The organism is Spirosoma sp. KCTC 42546 (assembly GCF_006965485.1).
In the GTDB taxonomy this organism is placed as follows: domain Bacteria; phylum Bacteroidota; class Bacteroidia; order Cytophagales; family Spirosomataceae; genus Spirosoma.
On the sequence record NZ_CP041360.1, the window covers coordinates 260353 to 273760 of the forward strand.

The following is a 13408-nucleotide window of genomic DNA, read 5'->3' on the forward strand; positions in this document are numbered from 1 at the left end:
ATTTTTCCGCCGTTTTTTTGTCAGCGACCTTCGTATCAGCGTATCTTTGCCGCCCCACAGACGCTGATATGATAACTGTAAAAGACAAAACGTTCGTCCCGTTTATTACTGCCGAAGCCATTCAAACGCGCGTTCAGGAGCTGGCCGAACAAATCAACCAGACGTATGCTGGTAAAACACCACTGATCGTGGTTGTGCTGAATGGAGCCTTTTTGTTTGCGGCTGATTTGGCAAAAAAATTAACGATTCCCTGTGAAATCACGTTCCTTCGGGTTTCTTCCTACAAAGGAACCGAGTCGACCGGGCAGCTTAAAGAAATACTGGGGCTAACCGAATCGGTAACTGGTCGAGACCTGATTGTAGTTGAAGATATTGTCGATACGGGCCGAACCCTTTGTGATATTCGGGATCAACTTCTGGCTCAGGAACCGGCATCACTTGCCATCGCTACGTTACTATTCAAGCCAGAAGCCTTACAAAAGCCAATTGATTTACAGTATGTTGGCTTTGAAATTGAAAACCGATTTGTGCTAGGCTACGGCTTGGATTATGACGGCCTGGGCCGAAATACACCGGATATATTGGTGCTTGATTAGTACTAGGAGTGAGGAGCGAGTAGTAGGAGAATGTGATTTGCGTAAGCACTCCTACTACTCGCTCCTCACTCCTAGTACTAGTTTATCGGTCTACTTCGCCCATCACTACGTCAATTGACCCAATTATCGCCACCAAATCGGCCAGCATAGCCCCCCGACTGATTTCACTAATGACCGATAAGTTGTGAAAGCAACAGGAGCGGGCTTTGCAGCGAACCGGTATATCCGATTTACCATCTGTCCGAAAGAAAAAGCCTAATTCGCCCTTGGCACTTTCAGCGCGAGCGTAAAAATCCATTGCCTTCGGGCGAATTTTCTTTGGTACAACTGCCTGAGGGTCATAGTCTCGGGTGCGTCGGTGATCACCCAGAAGTTGATCGAGGCATTGTTCAATAATGCGAATGGATTGGTGGCACTCTTCTACACGAACATTGTTGCGATCCCAGCAATCGCCAACGGTACCCATCTTTCCTTCGCCAATCGGAATATCGAAATCTAGTTCAGGGTAAACCGAATAGCCATCCACCCGTCGCAGATCATATCGCAACCCAGAACCCCGTAACATAGGACCCGTACAACCGTAATTAATGGCCACAGGTAAGGGAAGTACGCCCACATTCGCAGTCCGTTTTACGAAAATTTCGTTTTCGATGACCAATTGCTGCAACTCCACCATCTTAGGCTTTAGGTAGGCAATAAACTCCCGACACCGCTCTTCAAACCCTACCGGAAGGTCATAAAACAAGCCACCTACCCAAATGTAGTTATACAGCATCCGGGCACCACTCACCCATTCAAGCAATCGCTGAATGTGCTCCCGATCACGCATGAGCCAGAGAAAAGGCGTGTAGGCACCTATATCGAGCGCATAGGTGCCAATACCGACAAAGTGAGCGGCAATACGGTTCAGCTCAGCTACCAGCACCCGGATGTATTCGGTCCGTTTTGGAATATCGTTTTGAATGCCGAGCATTCGTTCAACCCCCATCACAAAGGCATGCTCACAGTTCATGGCAGCTAAGTAATCGAGTCGGTCCACGAACGGAATGGCCTGATTAAACGGCAGCGACTGAGCATGTTTCTCAAAACAGCGGTGCAGATAACCAAGGTGAGGAACGACATCAACGATAATTTCGCCATCCGTAACCACCTCAAACCGCAACACACCATGGGTAGATGGATGCTGCGGTCCCATATTCAGGATCATCTCCCCTTCCTGAAGCATATCAGGTCGATAAATGCCGGGTTCCGATGCCCGAAAATGGCCCGGAGCGTATTCGTATTGGATCGTTTGCGTGGTCATGACAGGGCCAAAGGTCGAAAGAGGTAATCCCAATGCCAAACATTACGAACTTTTCTGACCTAATTCACTACAAATCATCAGTTTTTCTAAAGAAGGTGTTGCCTAAGTGAATCGGATTTCGTACCTTTGCGCTCCTTATCGAGAAAACGAACATTAGCGATGGCAAAGAAAGGCGCCAATAGAATCCAGGTTATTCTGGAATGCACCGAGCAGAAAGACAGCGGTGTACCCGGCATGTCCCGGTACATCACCACGAAAAACCGGAAAAATACGCCGGCGCGTATCGAACGGAAGAAATACAATCCGTTCCTGAAAAAAGTAACGTTGCATAAAGAAATTAAATAGTTCAGTTAGTTTAAAGTTTGTAGTCTGTAGTTCGTAGTTTACGCATATTACGCACTTCAAACCGCAAACTTCGAACCTCAAACTACAGACTAAAATGGCAAAAAAGGTAGTTGCAACCCTGAAAACGAAGGACAACGGCAAGGCATTCGCCAAAATTATTAAAGCCGTGAAATCGCCAAAAACTGGCGCGTACACCTTCAAAGAAGAAATGGTTCCGGTTGACGAAGTTCAGGCTGCGCTGAAAAGCTAGTCTTGTCGGAGTCAACATCCCGTGCAAAGACATTCGTCCCACAGCCTTCATGGTTCTGTGGGACTTTTTTTGCTATAGTTTTGTTCAACCAATCAATAGTCAATACGGGGCCATCTGCATAGTCTGCCGTCATTAACGACATTGATGTGACATAGGCTAACAACTTACGACTAATCCACCACTGACTCACGACGATTTTTATGGCTTTATTCGGCTTATTCTCGAAAGAAAAAAAGGAAACACTCGACAAAGGATTAGAGAAAACCAAAGACAGCTTCTTCTCGAAACTTGGCCGGGCCGTAGTTGGTAAATCGACTGTTGACGAAGAGGTACTCGACGAGTTGGAGAACGTTTTGATTTCGTCGGATGTGGGTGTTGAAACAACCGTTAAAATTATCCGCCGGATTGAAGAACGTGTTGCTCGCGATAAGTACATGGGCACGGACGAACTTGACCGGATTCTTCGCGAAGAGATAGCTGCACTGCTTTCCGATAACAACACCTCCGATGTGCCGGACGACTTTGACTTACCTGCCGGTAAAAAACCATATGTAATTATGGTTGTGGGGGTGAACGGTGTTGGCAAAACCACAACGATTGGCAAGCTTGCCGCTCAATTCCACAAACGGGGTAAAACAGTAGTACTGGGCGCAGGTGATACGTTCCGGGCTGCAGCCGTTGACCAACTCAAACTCTGGGGTGACCGCGTAGGGGTGCCGGTTGTTTCGCATGGAATGAATACAGACCCATCGGCAGTAGCTTTTGACGCTGTCAAAAAAGCGACCGACATGAATGCCGACGTCGTTATCATCGACACCGCCGGCCGATTGCACACTAAAGTCAACCTGATGAACGAGTTGACCAAAATTAAACGGGTAATGCAGAAGGTTACACCCGATGCGCCCCATGAAGTACTTCTGGTTCTTGATGGATCGACGGGTCAGAACGCGTTTATTCAGGCAACGGAATTTACCAAAGCAACCGAAGTTACAGCATTGGCTATCACCAAATTAGATGGTACCGCAAAAGGTGGCGTAGTCATTGGCATTTCGGATCAATTCAAAATTCCAGTTAAGTACATTGGGGTTGGTGAGAAAATTGAAGACTTACAAACCTTCAACAAAATGGAGTTTGTGGATTCGTTCTTTAAGAAATGATGTCTGAATGGCTTACCAACTTTCCTTCTCAGACAAAGCACTTAAAAGTCTGAAGCGAATATCACAATCGGACAGTAAACGCATTATTGGTGCGCTTGAAGAATTGGCAAAAGATCCTGATAGTAAAGCTAATGTGAAACGGTTAACGAACCATTCAGATTACGAGTAGGTAATTACCGCGTTCTATACGACAAGCATGACGCGCTTCGCATCATTGCAGTTATTGATGTTGGCCATCGAAAAGATATCTACGAATGACACTAAACGCTCAAATTATTCAATCTGAAGGTAAACCAGCATTTACGGTTATCGCCTACGAAGCCATTCAGCAAAGTCTAGCCTCTTTTGATAATCTTGAAGATTTTGCCGATTATGTTCACGCGCTAACCGTAAAAAACGCGACCACAACCTGGCATACGCTAGATGACGTAAAAAAGGAACTGGGTTTATGAGTATTGGCCTATCTTTTTTAAGAAGTCGAGTGTTTATCCTTATAATAGGAGTAATACTAATCGTGATAAATACGGCCTGCGCTCAGAAGCATACCATCCGAAAAGCAGCAAAATCTGATGCGATTCAGGGCATTTGTGGAACGGTATTGGTAAAGCGGGGTAATCATATGCCGGGGCCTGGCTCACCCCGACCTAATACAGACGGCTCTCCTGTAGAGCGTGAGGTGCTCATTTTCTCGTTGTTGAACATGAGCCAGGTGGAAGCGGGTGAAAATGGATTTATCAACTCCGTTGGGCAGGCAAAACCAATCAAAACGGTCAAATCAGGAACGGACGGCAAATTTTGTGTAAACCTGCCCGTTGGCCGATATTCGGTGATCGTGCAGGAACCGAAAGGCTTGTACGCCAATTCGTTTGATACAAAGAATAACATCTTCCCAGTTACTGTCGAGAAAGGAAAGAGTGCACAAATTAAGATCGAGATTACGCATCAGGCTGTGTTTTAAGTTCCATGAAGAATGCGCTGATCTTATTAGCGATTATTTTTATCCCGTTTATCTGGTTCATCTACAAGATGATTCGGTATACAGACGATACAATAGGTGAAAACTCTCCGCTCTATCGCGAACGGACTTATGAGATTCAGATCGAGCAGTATTTCATCACATTTTATAAGTTACTGCTTATTTTTACAGTTGTCATGATGCTCGTACTGACAAAAATGCTTATCAGTATAGCTCTAAATCAGCACGATCCATTAATTTTTATGGCTGCCCTGCTCTTTTTGGGATTTGCGGTCTATATCCTGTTCGTTTTTTACGTCGATTGGCATTATTGGACCATTACGCGAAATGTTCAGCTAACGCTAAATCCCTTTCACCCAAGCATTCATATCGACAGCCCAGACCAACTAGCGACGCTTACACCTGATAGTATAGACCGAATCGAATTGCATCTTCGAAAAAGCGATAATCCTAAAGAGCCGCTCTATGGCTATGGTTATTATCTGTTTTACCAGAAAGATGGTACGGCTGTCCGGATAAATAATATCTTCTTTACGCACTACGCCGAATTCCTTGAGCGCTTTTTCTCACATACGCCTAGGCAGATTATTTGGCATCGTATTCCCTGGATTCCCCCAATTAAGTAACAGGAAACCCAGAAAGCATCGAACTTTGTAATCCAATGATTACGTTACCCATTACTATCGATTTGACCAATTATTGTTTTGAAAACCAAAGGAGTACGTACTAATAAAATCAATATCGTCACGCTCGGTTGCTCAAAGAACCTTGTGGATTCGGAGGTGCTATTTACGCAACTCAAGGGTAACGGAATGAATGTGACCCACGAGTCGAAAAAAGACGATGCCAACATTGTCGTGATCAATACGTGTGGCTTTATCGACAATGCGAAGGAGGAGTCGATCAATACCATTCTCCGCTATGTAGATGCCAAAGAAGCGGGTATTGTCGATAAAGTGTACGTAACAGGTTGCCTGTCGCACCGTTACAAAGATGAACTCGAAATCGAGATGCCAACCGTTGATGCCTGGTTTGGTACCAACGAACTGCCCCGGATGCTGAAAACCCTTCGCGCCGATTATAAACACGAACTCGTTGGTGAACGATTACTGACAACACCCGCTCATTACGCTTACCTGAAAATTGCTGAAGGCTGTGATCGGCCCTGCTCGTTCTGTGCTATTCCACTGATGCGGGGAGGTCATGTATCGCGCCCAATGGATGAACTGGTGGCAGAAGCAAAATCATTGGCCCGGCGAGGTACTAAAGAGCTGATTCTGATTGCCCAGGATTTAACTTACTATGGTTTAGACCTGTACAAAAAGCGGAACCTTGCTGATCTGGTCAATAATCTTGCCGATGTAGAGGGAATAGACTGGATTCGGTTGCAGTACGCTTACCCATCAGGCTTTCCCATGGAAGTACTGGATGTAATCCGCCAACGACCAAACGTTTGTAATTATCTGGATATGCCGTTGCAAACCGGCTCAACAGAGTTGCTGAAGCTCATGCGCCGGGGTATAACCCGTGAGCGAACCGAAGACTTGATTCATGCCATTCGTGATCGGGTGCCTGGTATAACCCTCCGTACGACCCTGATTGTAGGACACCCAGGCGAAACCGAAGCCATGTTTGGGGAGACCTATGAGTTTGTGGAACGGATGCGTTTTGACCGGATGGGCGTGTTCACCTACTCCCATGAAGATGATACCCACTCATTTACCATGCCCGATGATATTCCAGCGGACATCAAACAGGAGCGGGCCGATGAGTTAATGGAGCTGCAACAGGGTATTTCACAGGAGCTGAATCAGCAGAAAGTTGGGCAAACATACAAGGTACTGTTTGACCGGAAGGAGGGTGGGTATTTCATTGGTCGCACTGAAGCGGACTCGCCGGAAGTAGACAATGAGGTACTTATTCCAGCCACCCAATACGTCCGACTTGGCGATTTTGCCAATGTGCGAATTAATAGGGCTGAGGATTTTGATTTATACGGAGAGGTAGTCTCCTGATTTTACAAACCCGCAAGTGAATCGTGGTGCCCCTCCCGAACCTTGCGGGTTTTTCCGTTGTTGAGCCGAATAAATCCCAACTCTCCGCCTATCGCATGGACTGTCAGTACCTGCCGCTTGCCTCAACCGGCCAGTTTTCGTCTCTTTTCCTCGATTACATTACTCAAAAAGATAGTCTAAAGCCTTTCTACGGTCGTTTTCCTGAGATAGCTGCATTCGGTGGACAAATAGCTGATAAGTCATTTGACGAGTCTAAACGGCGGGTTTTGGTCGATGCGCTTGAACGGCAATATCAACGTATTGACAATAAACCCGATTTTTCGGTGCTGCTACAGCCCAATACGTTTACCGTGACCACGGGTCATCAACTTAATATTTTCACGGGACCACTTTACATTGTCTATAAGCTGATTACGACCATTAACCTGGCGAAAAAGCTGAAAGAAACCTACCCTAATTACAATTTCGTCCCGATTTACTGGATGGCGACGGAAGACCATGACTTTGCCGAAATCAACCATTTCTCACTTTCGGGTCGGAGTTACACATGGCAGACTGAGCAGCGTGGAGCCGTTGGGCGCATGAATCCGAAAGAACTAAAAGCACTCTTTACTCAAATTCCGGAAAAGCTAGTCTTGTTTGAGCAGGCCTACCTCAAACAGGATACGTTAGCAAATGCCGCCCGGTATTACGTCAACGAGTTGTTCGGCACCGAAGGGTTGGTTTGTCTGGATGCGGACGATGCCGCCCTCAAAGGTGTGTTTGCCCCCGTCATGCGCGATGAGCTACTTCATCAGCACTCCGGCGATTTAGTGCAGCAGAAAACAGAAGAATTGGAAGCATTAGGCTACAAAACGGTGATTGCGCCCCGCGATATCAACCTGTTTTACCTCGACGATCAACTGCGCGAACGCATTGAGCGATCAGACGATGGCATTTATAAAGTTCTTCATACAAAACTCAAATTTTCGGAAAGTGAAATCCTGAATGAGCTGGATGAGCATCCCGAACGCTTCAGCCCGAACGTAGTTCTGCGACCTTTATACCAGGAAACGATTCTGCCTAATCTGGCTTATATCGGCGGCCCATCAGAAGTGCCCTATTGGTTGCAGCTGAAAGGCGTGTTCGAACATTTTCAAACTACGTTTCCGATACTGATGCCGCGTAATTTTGCGATGTACGTTCCTTCGGTTAGTGCGAAACGTATTGGCAAACTCGGCCTGACGCCCGAAGAACTTTTTCAGGATACACTTACGATTAAACGCGCCTACGTTGAGCACCATTCCCGCCATACGCTTAAGTTCGATAACGAAAATAAGACCGTAAATAAGGCGCTGGACGCCATTCTGCACAAAGCGCAGATGGTTGACCCAACGCTGGAGAAGGCAGTTCTGGCCGAAACCAAGCGGTTTGCCAATGCCATTACCCGGCTCGAAAAGAAAATGCGCCGGGCCGAAGAACGTAATCAGGAAACTGGAGTTCGGCAGTTGTTAGCCGTTAAAAATGAGCTCTTTCCAAACGGCGGGTTGCAGGAGCGTAGCGAAAACTTCCTGACGTTCTACCTGAACGACCGTAAGTTTCTCCAAAAGATGCTTTCTTCTTTTGACCCTTTCAATTACCAGATGCAGCTTTGTTTAGAGTGAAGTCGACTGGCAGGTGTCAGTCATAATTGTATGAACAAAGCTGAACTACGTCGTGAATTTCTAGCCAGGCGGAAAGCGATGACGACCGATGAGGTAGCCCATCAAAGCCAACTCATTGCTGATCATTTCTTTACCTATTTTGAGCAGAACAAACTTGGAGATACGCCTAGCACGATCCATACGTTTCTGCCCATTAAACGGCATAAAGAAGTTGATACCTGGCCAATTATCGAGCGTATTTGGTTGACGTTACATCAGGTGCATATTAGTGTCCCGGTTACCGATGAGTATAACTACCAATTGGTGAATTATACCATTTTCCCAGCAACTCCTTTAATTGAAAATAGACTGGGTATACCCGAACCCGCTGTTGGAAGTCGGTACGAAACGGATCCTGAGCAAATAAGCATCGTATTGGTGCCCTTACTAGCGTTCGACCAGCAGGGAAATCGTGTTGGCTACGGTGGAGGTTATTACGACCGTTTTTTGGCTGAGCAAGTACCTGGCAGCCGGAAAATTGGCTTGTCGTTTTTCGGTCCGGTTGATCAAGTCGACGGTATTGATAATACAGATATTAAACTAGATGCCTGTATTACCCCTGAACGGTTATACAGCTTTGATTAAGAATAGTTAATAGAAGTTTATCCATATTTTAATATGAATAAATTCTGGTTGTTGTTAACTTTCTCAAAAGAACAACGACTATGAAAAAAATTCTGCTTTTACTCCTCTTAGGCCCGCTACAGGCGTGGGCCCAGCAAGACAGGATAATACCTCCTCCTGTGTCAGCCGAGAATCTTAAGCCCATTGAAAGCGACCTGGTTCCTGCGTACAATGGTCGCTATGGGAATAGTGTACGCACGCAGTATGTTTATGATGGGCTGGATGTTCGCCATGCTAAAGACCTGGGGCAATACATTCTGGCATCTAATAATCCCGATGCAATTCGCGAATTCAACAGCTACTTAACCAGCCGCCATGTGGGTGGATGGTTAATTGCGGGAGGCATTATAACCTCAGGAATTGGCCTAATCGTAGGTATTTCCAATGATCATTCGGGAGAAGCCAGCAAGGGCCCCTATTCGTCAACAGGCGTTGTCAGTAACGGAGTGATATGCTATGGCTATTGCAATTCCGTTCCAGATCGCACAAATCAAAGTGCTGTAAAAGCAGGTGTCACCACTTTCTTTTCTGGACTGATAGTGGCCGCAATTGGTGCCTATATGCTACGTCCGGGCCCACATCTTCGTCGGTCTGTTCAGTATTATAACCGTAGCCTTAAACAGCAAGGCATCTCCTGGCAGTTAACGCCTTATTCATCGTTCTCTAGTTCGGGAGTTGGGTTAGTTGGGCGGTTCTGATTTTTTTAGAATATAATTCCTGACCATCAAAGTTTTACCGTACTTTTGCACTCCAAAAAGGCGGGCAGTCCGCCGTTGCGGGTAACTCCGCTTTTATTAACCACTTAAACGCGGATTTCCATGGCTTCGGCCAACCATCCGCCTTACCAAAATGAAAATCGCAGTCGTTGGCGCCACAGGCCTGGTCGGTGGCGAAATCCTGAAGGTTCTGGAAGAACGTAACTTCCCTGTATCTGAACTTATTCCTGTCGCTTCTGAGCGTTCGGTTGGTAAACAGGTTGAGTTCAAGGGTAAATCGTACACGGTTGTTAGCTTCGAGGATGCTATTGCTGCCAAACCTGCCATTGCGATTTTTTCGGCGGGTGGTGGCACATCGCTGGCATTGGCTCCCAAGTTTGCCGAAGCGGGTATTATCGTTGTTGATAACTCGTCGGCCTGGCGGATGGACCCAACTAAAAAGCTGATCGTTCCGGAAGTTAATGCCGATGCGCTGACTCCCGAAGATAAGATCATCGCCAACCCAAACTGCTCGACTATCCAGATGGTGGTAGCGCTGAAACCGCTCCATGATCGGTATAAAATCAAGCGGGTGGTTGTGTCAACGTATCAGTCGGTAACCGGAACGGGTAAAGCTGCCGTTGATCAGCTTTTTGCCGAACGGGCTGGTAATCAGGAGGTGTCAAAAGTATATCCGCACCCAATTGACCTGAACGTGCTCCCCCATATTGATGTCTTCCTCGATAACGGCTATACGAAAGAGGAGATGAAAATGGTCAATGAAACCAAGAAAATCATGGGTGATGACTCGATACAGGTAACGGCTACTACAGTTCGTATTCCGACAATCGGTGGCCACTCGGAAGCCGTGAATGTTGAATTTGAAACAGAATTTGATCTTGCTGAAGTAGTTGATATTCTGAGCAAAGCTGAAGGTATTATTGTTCAGGACGATCCAGCCAATAAAGTGTATCCAATGCCGCTAACAGCGCATGGGAAAGATGACGTATTTGTAGGCCGCCTTCGTCGCGATGAAAGCCAGCCTAAAACGCTAAATATGTGGATCGTGGCCGATAACCTCCGCAAAGGAGCGGCCACCAACGCTGTACAAATTGCGGAATATCTGCTAAAGCATAATTTGGTTGAAGCAGAAACGGTAGCTGCGTAACCATTATTCCTGACTACTCTATAAAAGTCCCGTTTGGCTTGCTGCCAGGCGGGACTTTTTGTCTATATTGATGTATGAATATGACGCCAGTTATCCAACTCCAGGACCTTCACAAATCGTATGGGTCGACACCCGTTTTGAAGGGGATTAATTTGAGTGTTTCGGCAGGGCAGGTGGTGGGCTACATTGGCCCCAATGGTGCTGGAAAGTCTACGACAATTAAAATCCTGATTGGTATGCTGCCCGATTATACAGGAGAAGCAACTGTTTTGGGTATGGATGTAAAAACCAGCGCCCTCGACATTAAGCGACGGATTGGCTACGTTCCTGAAAACGCAGCCTTATACGACACGCTGACACCCATGGAGTATCTGCAATTCATTGGGCAGTTGTATGGTCTGGAAACCGCCCAGATTGAACGTAAAGCGCTTGAATTGCTACGTCTGTTCCAGCTCAACGACTACACGAATGCCCGGATGACTACCTTCTCGAAAGGGATGAGGCAAAAAGTTCTGCTCATTTCCGGGCTGCTCCATAACCCGGACGTTATTTTTCTGGATGAGCCTCTCTCTGGTTTAGATGCTAATGCAGTTGTATTGGTTAAGGAAATTATCCGTCAGTTAGCGAATAGCGGCAAAACGATCTTTTACAGTTCGCACATCATGGATGTGGTTGAAAAGATTTCGGACCGGATTATTATTATCAATCAGGGACAGATCATTGCCGATGGTACCTTTGTCGAATTGCAGCACCAGCGTCCTGAATCACTCGAACAACTGTTTGCCGAACTTACCGGTAGCGAAGGCCAGACGGGGATCGCCGAAGAGTTTATTCATACCCTGAAAAACTAACTGGTATGACAACCCTTATTCTCTGGCTACTCGACCATCTTCAATCCCTATTTCGGGCAATGGGTGCCGACTATGGGCAACTGCGGGCGATTGTGCAGGTTAAGCTTACGATGGATAATCGTCGTAGCATTGTCTCCTTAGGCCGCTATGGTAAACAATCCGCTGAAAACAATAACAGTTTTATCCGTATTCTGGGCGTTTACACCTTCATTGGTGGCCTTATCAGCCTGAGTATGCTGTCTTTTCCTGAGAAGGAAAGCATGTTTTTCCCACTCACGTTGCAATTTGCCTACGTTATGGCACTTTGCGCGATGACACTTATTTCGGACTTCTCCTCAGTAATTTTGGATTCATCGGATAACCAGATTATTTTGCCCCGGCCTGTTAGCAGTCGAACGCTCTGGCTGGCTCGTGTCGTGCATATTGCCAGCTATCTGTTTGCTATTGCACTTTCGCTGTCAATAGGCGCAATTTTTATCATCTCAATTCGGTTTGGCGGGTTGGCGGGCATACTGGTTTTAGTGTTGAGCCTGCTATCGGCGGTGCTGATGGTATTTCTGACGAATGTATTTTATCTGGTACTCATGCGCTTCATCAGTGAAGAAAAACTGCGTGAGGTGATCAATTATTTCCAGATTGTGATGGCCATTCTGTTCTACGGAGGCTACCAGCTTTTGCCACGCCTGATGGACCCAACAACTAGATTGACTCAGGCGTTCGAACACCAGTGGTGGCATTACCTGATTCCACCAATGTGGATGGCCGGAGCCGTGGATCTGGTTGTTCGCCCAGCCATTGACCGGGTCCATCTAATTTTTCTTACCCTGGCATTCGTCACGCCTTTCGTTGGATTGTGGTTCATGAATCGTTTCCTGACTACCAATTTCACGCAGAAACTAAGTGGCCTCGATCAGGAAAGTCGCCCAGAATCAGCTGCAACTGCCGAGCCGATAATTCCGTCCAATCGTGCAGGATGGGTAGAGCGGTTTTCTGGCTGGTTTACAACCAACCCGCTCGAACGAGCGTCTTTTGCATTTACCTGGCGGGTAACGGGCCGGGACCGAAAATTCAAACTCAAAACCTACCCACAACTGGGCTTTGGGCTGGCTTATGTGGTGGCCATGTCGTTTCAGAGCCGTAGTCTTGGTGCCAGTAGCTTCTTCTATTTGTTTGCCCTTTATTTTGCCAGTATTTACGTGATGGTGGCGCAATATCAATTAAGCGTTTCAGACAATTACAAAGCTTCATGGATCTACGGCAGTGCCCCCATCCGCGAACCGGGTGACCTACTGGTAGGTTCTCTGAAAGCATTGATTATAAAACTTCTAACACCTTTCTACCTGTTACTGTCGGCTTATATTCTTTATCGGTATGGTACGGATAAAATCAGTGATGTACTGCTGGCATTTAGTAATTCGCTGGTGATGTTATTGAGTGCTGCTCTGTTCTCAACTCGCTATATGCCGTTCTCCATTGAGCAGGACGCGCTGAAACAGAACAATACGGCCCGTGGTCTTTTGGTAAGTATCGTGTTAGCAGTTGTTGGATTCTCTCACTATGGCCTGACGTTTATACCTTATGGTGTGTGGATCGCCATTCCTGTATCAATAGCCGTGTTCTGGATTCTACTTAGGCAATATAAAAAAACAGGTTGGGAACGGGTTGTAATGGGATGAGATTATTTACCAATCCTATATTTTCGTAACTTGTTAACATGGCGCCTGTATATAGTACAAATTATTATTT

General features: G+C 46.5%; 15 protein-coding genes and 1 pseudogene. 15 read left to right on the forward strand and 1 reads right to left on the reverse strand.

The window, feature by feature from the left end; all coding sequences use genetic code 11:
* Nucleotides 1–68: 68 nt before the first annotated feature.
* On the forward strand, nt 69–596 hold the full coding sequence (gene hpt, locus EXU85_RS01075) for a hypoxanthine phosphoribosyltransferase (RefSeq protein WP_142770309.1): 528 nt from the start codon (nt 69–71) through the stop codon (nt 594–596).
* 82 nt (nt 597–678) lie between these two features.
* On the opposite strand, the gene EXU85_RS01080 is transcribed toward hpt, so the two are convergent.
* Nucleotides 679–1899, reverse strand: a complete 1221-nt coding sequence (locus EXU85_RS01080) for an NADH-quinone oxidoreductase subunit D (RefSeq protein ID WP_142770310.1) — start codon at nt 1897–1899, stop codon at nt 679–681.
* Between the two features lie 159 nt (nt 1900–2058).
* Here EXU85_RS01080 and rpmG point away from each other — a divergent pair, with 159 nt between their 5' ends.
* The 14 genes and pseudogenes from rpmG to EXU85_RS01150 all read left to right on the forward strand — a co-directional run bounded on the left by rpmG (nt 2059) and on the right by EXU85_RS01150 (nt 13338).
* Entirely contained in the window at nt 2059–2244 is a 186-nt protein-coding gene (gene rpmG, locus EXU85_RS01085; RefSeq protein ID WP_012929817.1) for a 50S ribosomal protein L33, read from the forward strand.
* A gap of 94 nt (nt 2245–2338) precedes the next feature.
* Nucleotides 2339–2494: a DUF4295 domain-containing protein gene (locus EXU85_RS01090; RefSeq protein WP_012929818.1), complete on the forward strand. Its 156-nt coding sequence runs from the start codon at nt 2339–2341 to the stop codon at nt 2492–2494.
* A 200-nt stretch (nt 2495–2694) separates the two neighbouring features.
* Entirely contained in the window at nt 2695–3651 is a 957-nt protein-coding gene (gene ftsY, locus EXU85_RS01095) for a signal recognition particle-docking protein FtsY (protein ID WP_142770311.1), read from the forward strand.
* Nucleotides 3652–3849: 198 nt separating this feature from the next.
* Nucleotides 3850–3909: pseudogene (locus EXU85_RS36090) on the forward strand (hypothetical protein); the annotation flags it as partial.
* A complete protein-coding gene (locus EXU85_RS01105) occupies nt 3906–4103 on the forward strand; it encodes a prevent-host-death family protein (protein ID WP_142770312.1) in 198 nt (65 codons plus the stop codon). The pseudogene EXU85_RS36090 and the gene EXU85_RS01105, both read left to right, overlap by 4 nt.
* A 62-nt stretch (nt 4104–4165) precedes the next feature.
* Entirely contained in the window at nt 4166–4609 is a 444-nt protein-coding gene (locus EXU85_RS01110; RefSeq protein WP_246859389.1) for a hypothetical protein, read from the forward strand.
* A gap of 5 nt (nt 4610–4614) precedes the next feature.
* Entirely contained in the window at nt 4615–5253 is a 639-nt protein-coding gene (locus EXU85_RS01115; RefSeq protein WP_142770314.1) for a hypothetical protein, read from the forward strand.
* A gap of 78 nt (nt 5254–5331) precedes the next feature.
* A complete protein-coding gene (gene rimO, locus EXU85_RS01120; RefSeq protein WP_142770315.1) occupies nt 5332–6642 on the forward strand; it encodes a 30S ribosomal protein S12 methylthiotransferase RimO in 1311 nt (436 codons plus the stop codon).
* A gap of 95 nt (nt 6643–6737) precedes the next feature.
* Nucleotides 6738–8285: a bacillithiol biosynthesis cysteine-adding enzyme BshC gene (bshC, locus tag EXU85_RS01125; protein WP_142770316.1), complete on the forward strand. Its 1548-nt coding sequence runs from the start codon at nt 6738–6740 to the stop codon at nt 8283–8285.
* Nucleotides 8286–8315: 30 nt separating this feature from the next.
* On the forward strand, nt 8316–8909 hold the full coding sequence (locus EXU85_RS01130; RefSeq protein WP_142770317.1) for a 5-formyltetrahydrofolate cyclo-ligase: 594 nt from the start codon (nt 8316–8318) through the stop codon (nt 8907–8909).
* 80 nt (nt 8910–8989) lie between these two features.
* Complete coding sequence (locus tag EXU85_RS01135; protein WP_142770318.1) at nt 8990–9646, forward strand: hypothetical protein; 657 nt, start codon at nt 8990–8992, stop codon at nt 9644–9646.
* A gap of 151 nt (nt 9647–9797) precedes the next feature.
* The gene (locus EXU85_RS01140; RefSeq protein WP_142770319.1) at nt 9798–10811 is read left to right on the forward strand and encodes an aspartate-semialdehyde dehydrogenase; all 1014 of its coding nucleotides are present in this window, start codon (nt 9798–9800) and stop codon (nt 10809–10811) included.
* A gap of 80 nt (nt 10812–10891) precedes the next feature.
* Nucleotides 10892–11662: an ABC transporter ATP-binding protein gene (locus EXU85_RS01145; protein ID WP_371732036.1), complete on the forward strand. Its 771-nt coding sequence runs from the start codon at nt 10892–10894 to the stop codon at nt 11660–11662.
* Between the two features lie 5 nt (nt 11663–11667).
* A complete protein-coding gene (locus EXU85_RS01150) occupies nt 11668–13338 on the forward strand; it encodes a hypothetical protein (protein ID WP_142770321.1) in 1671 nt (556 codons plus the stop codon).
* Nucleotides 13339–13408 lie beyond the last annotated feature (70 nt).

Coding starts and splice junctions, on each gene's coding strand:
- EXU85_RS01105 (WP_142770312.1), top strand. CDS start 3,906: ATGACACTAAACGCTCAAATTATTCAATCTGAAGGTAAACCAGCATTT.
- EXU85_RS01090 (WP_012929818.1), top strand. CDS start 2,339: ATGGCAAAAAAGGTAGTTGCAACCCTGAAAACGAAGGACAACGGCAAG.
- EXU85_RS01080 (WP_142770310.1), bottom strand. CDS start 1,899: ATGACCACGCAAACGATCCAATACGAATACGCTCCGGGCCATTTTCGG.
- ftsY (WP_142770311.1), top strand. CDS start 2,695: ATGGCTTTATTCGGCTTATTCTCGAAAGAAAAAAAGGAAACACTCGAC.
- hpt (WP_142770309.1), top strand. CDS start 69: ATGATAACTGTAAAAGACAAAACGTTCGTCCCGTTTATTACTGCCGAA.
- EXU85_RS01140 (WP_142770319.1), top strand. CDS start 9,798: ATGAAAATCGCAGTCGTTGGCGCCACAGGCCTGGTCGGTGGCGAAATC.
- bshC (WP_142770316.1), top strand. CDS start 6,738: ATGGACTGTCAGTACCTGCCGCTTGCCTCAACCGGCCAGTTTTCGTCT.
- EXU85_RS01135 (WP_142770318.1), top strand. CDS start 8,990: ATGAAAAAAATTCTGCTTTTACTCCTCTTAGGCCCGCTACAGGCGTGG.
- EXU85_RS01130 (WP_142770317.1), top strand. CDS start 8,316: ATGAACAAAGCTGAACTACGTCGTGAATTTCTAGCCAGGCGGAAAGCG.
- EXU85_RS01145 (WP_371732036.1), top strand. CDS start 10,892: ATGACGCCAGTTATCCAACTCCAGGACCTTCACAAATCGTATGGGTCG.
- rpmG (WP_012929817.1), top strand. CDS start 2,059: ATGGCAAAGAAAGGCGCCAATAGAATCCAGGTTATTCTGGAATGCACC.
- EXU85_RS01150 (WP_142770321.1), top strand. CDS start 11,668: ATGACAACCCTTATTCTCTGGCTACTCGACCATCTTCAATCCCTATTT.
- EXU85_RS01115 (WP_142770314.1), top strand. CDS start 4,615: ATGAAGAATGCGCTGATCTTATTAGCGATTATTTTTATCCCGTTTATC.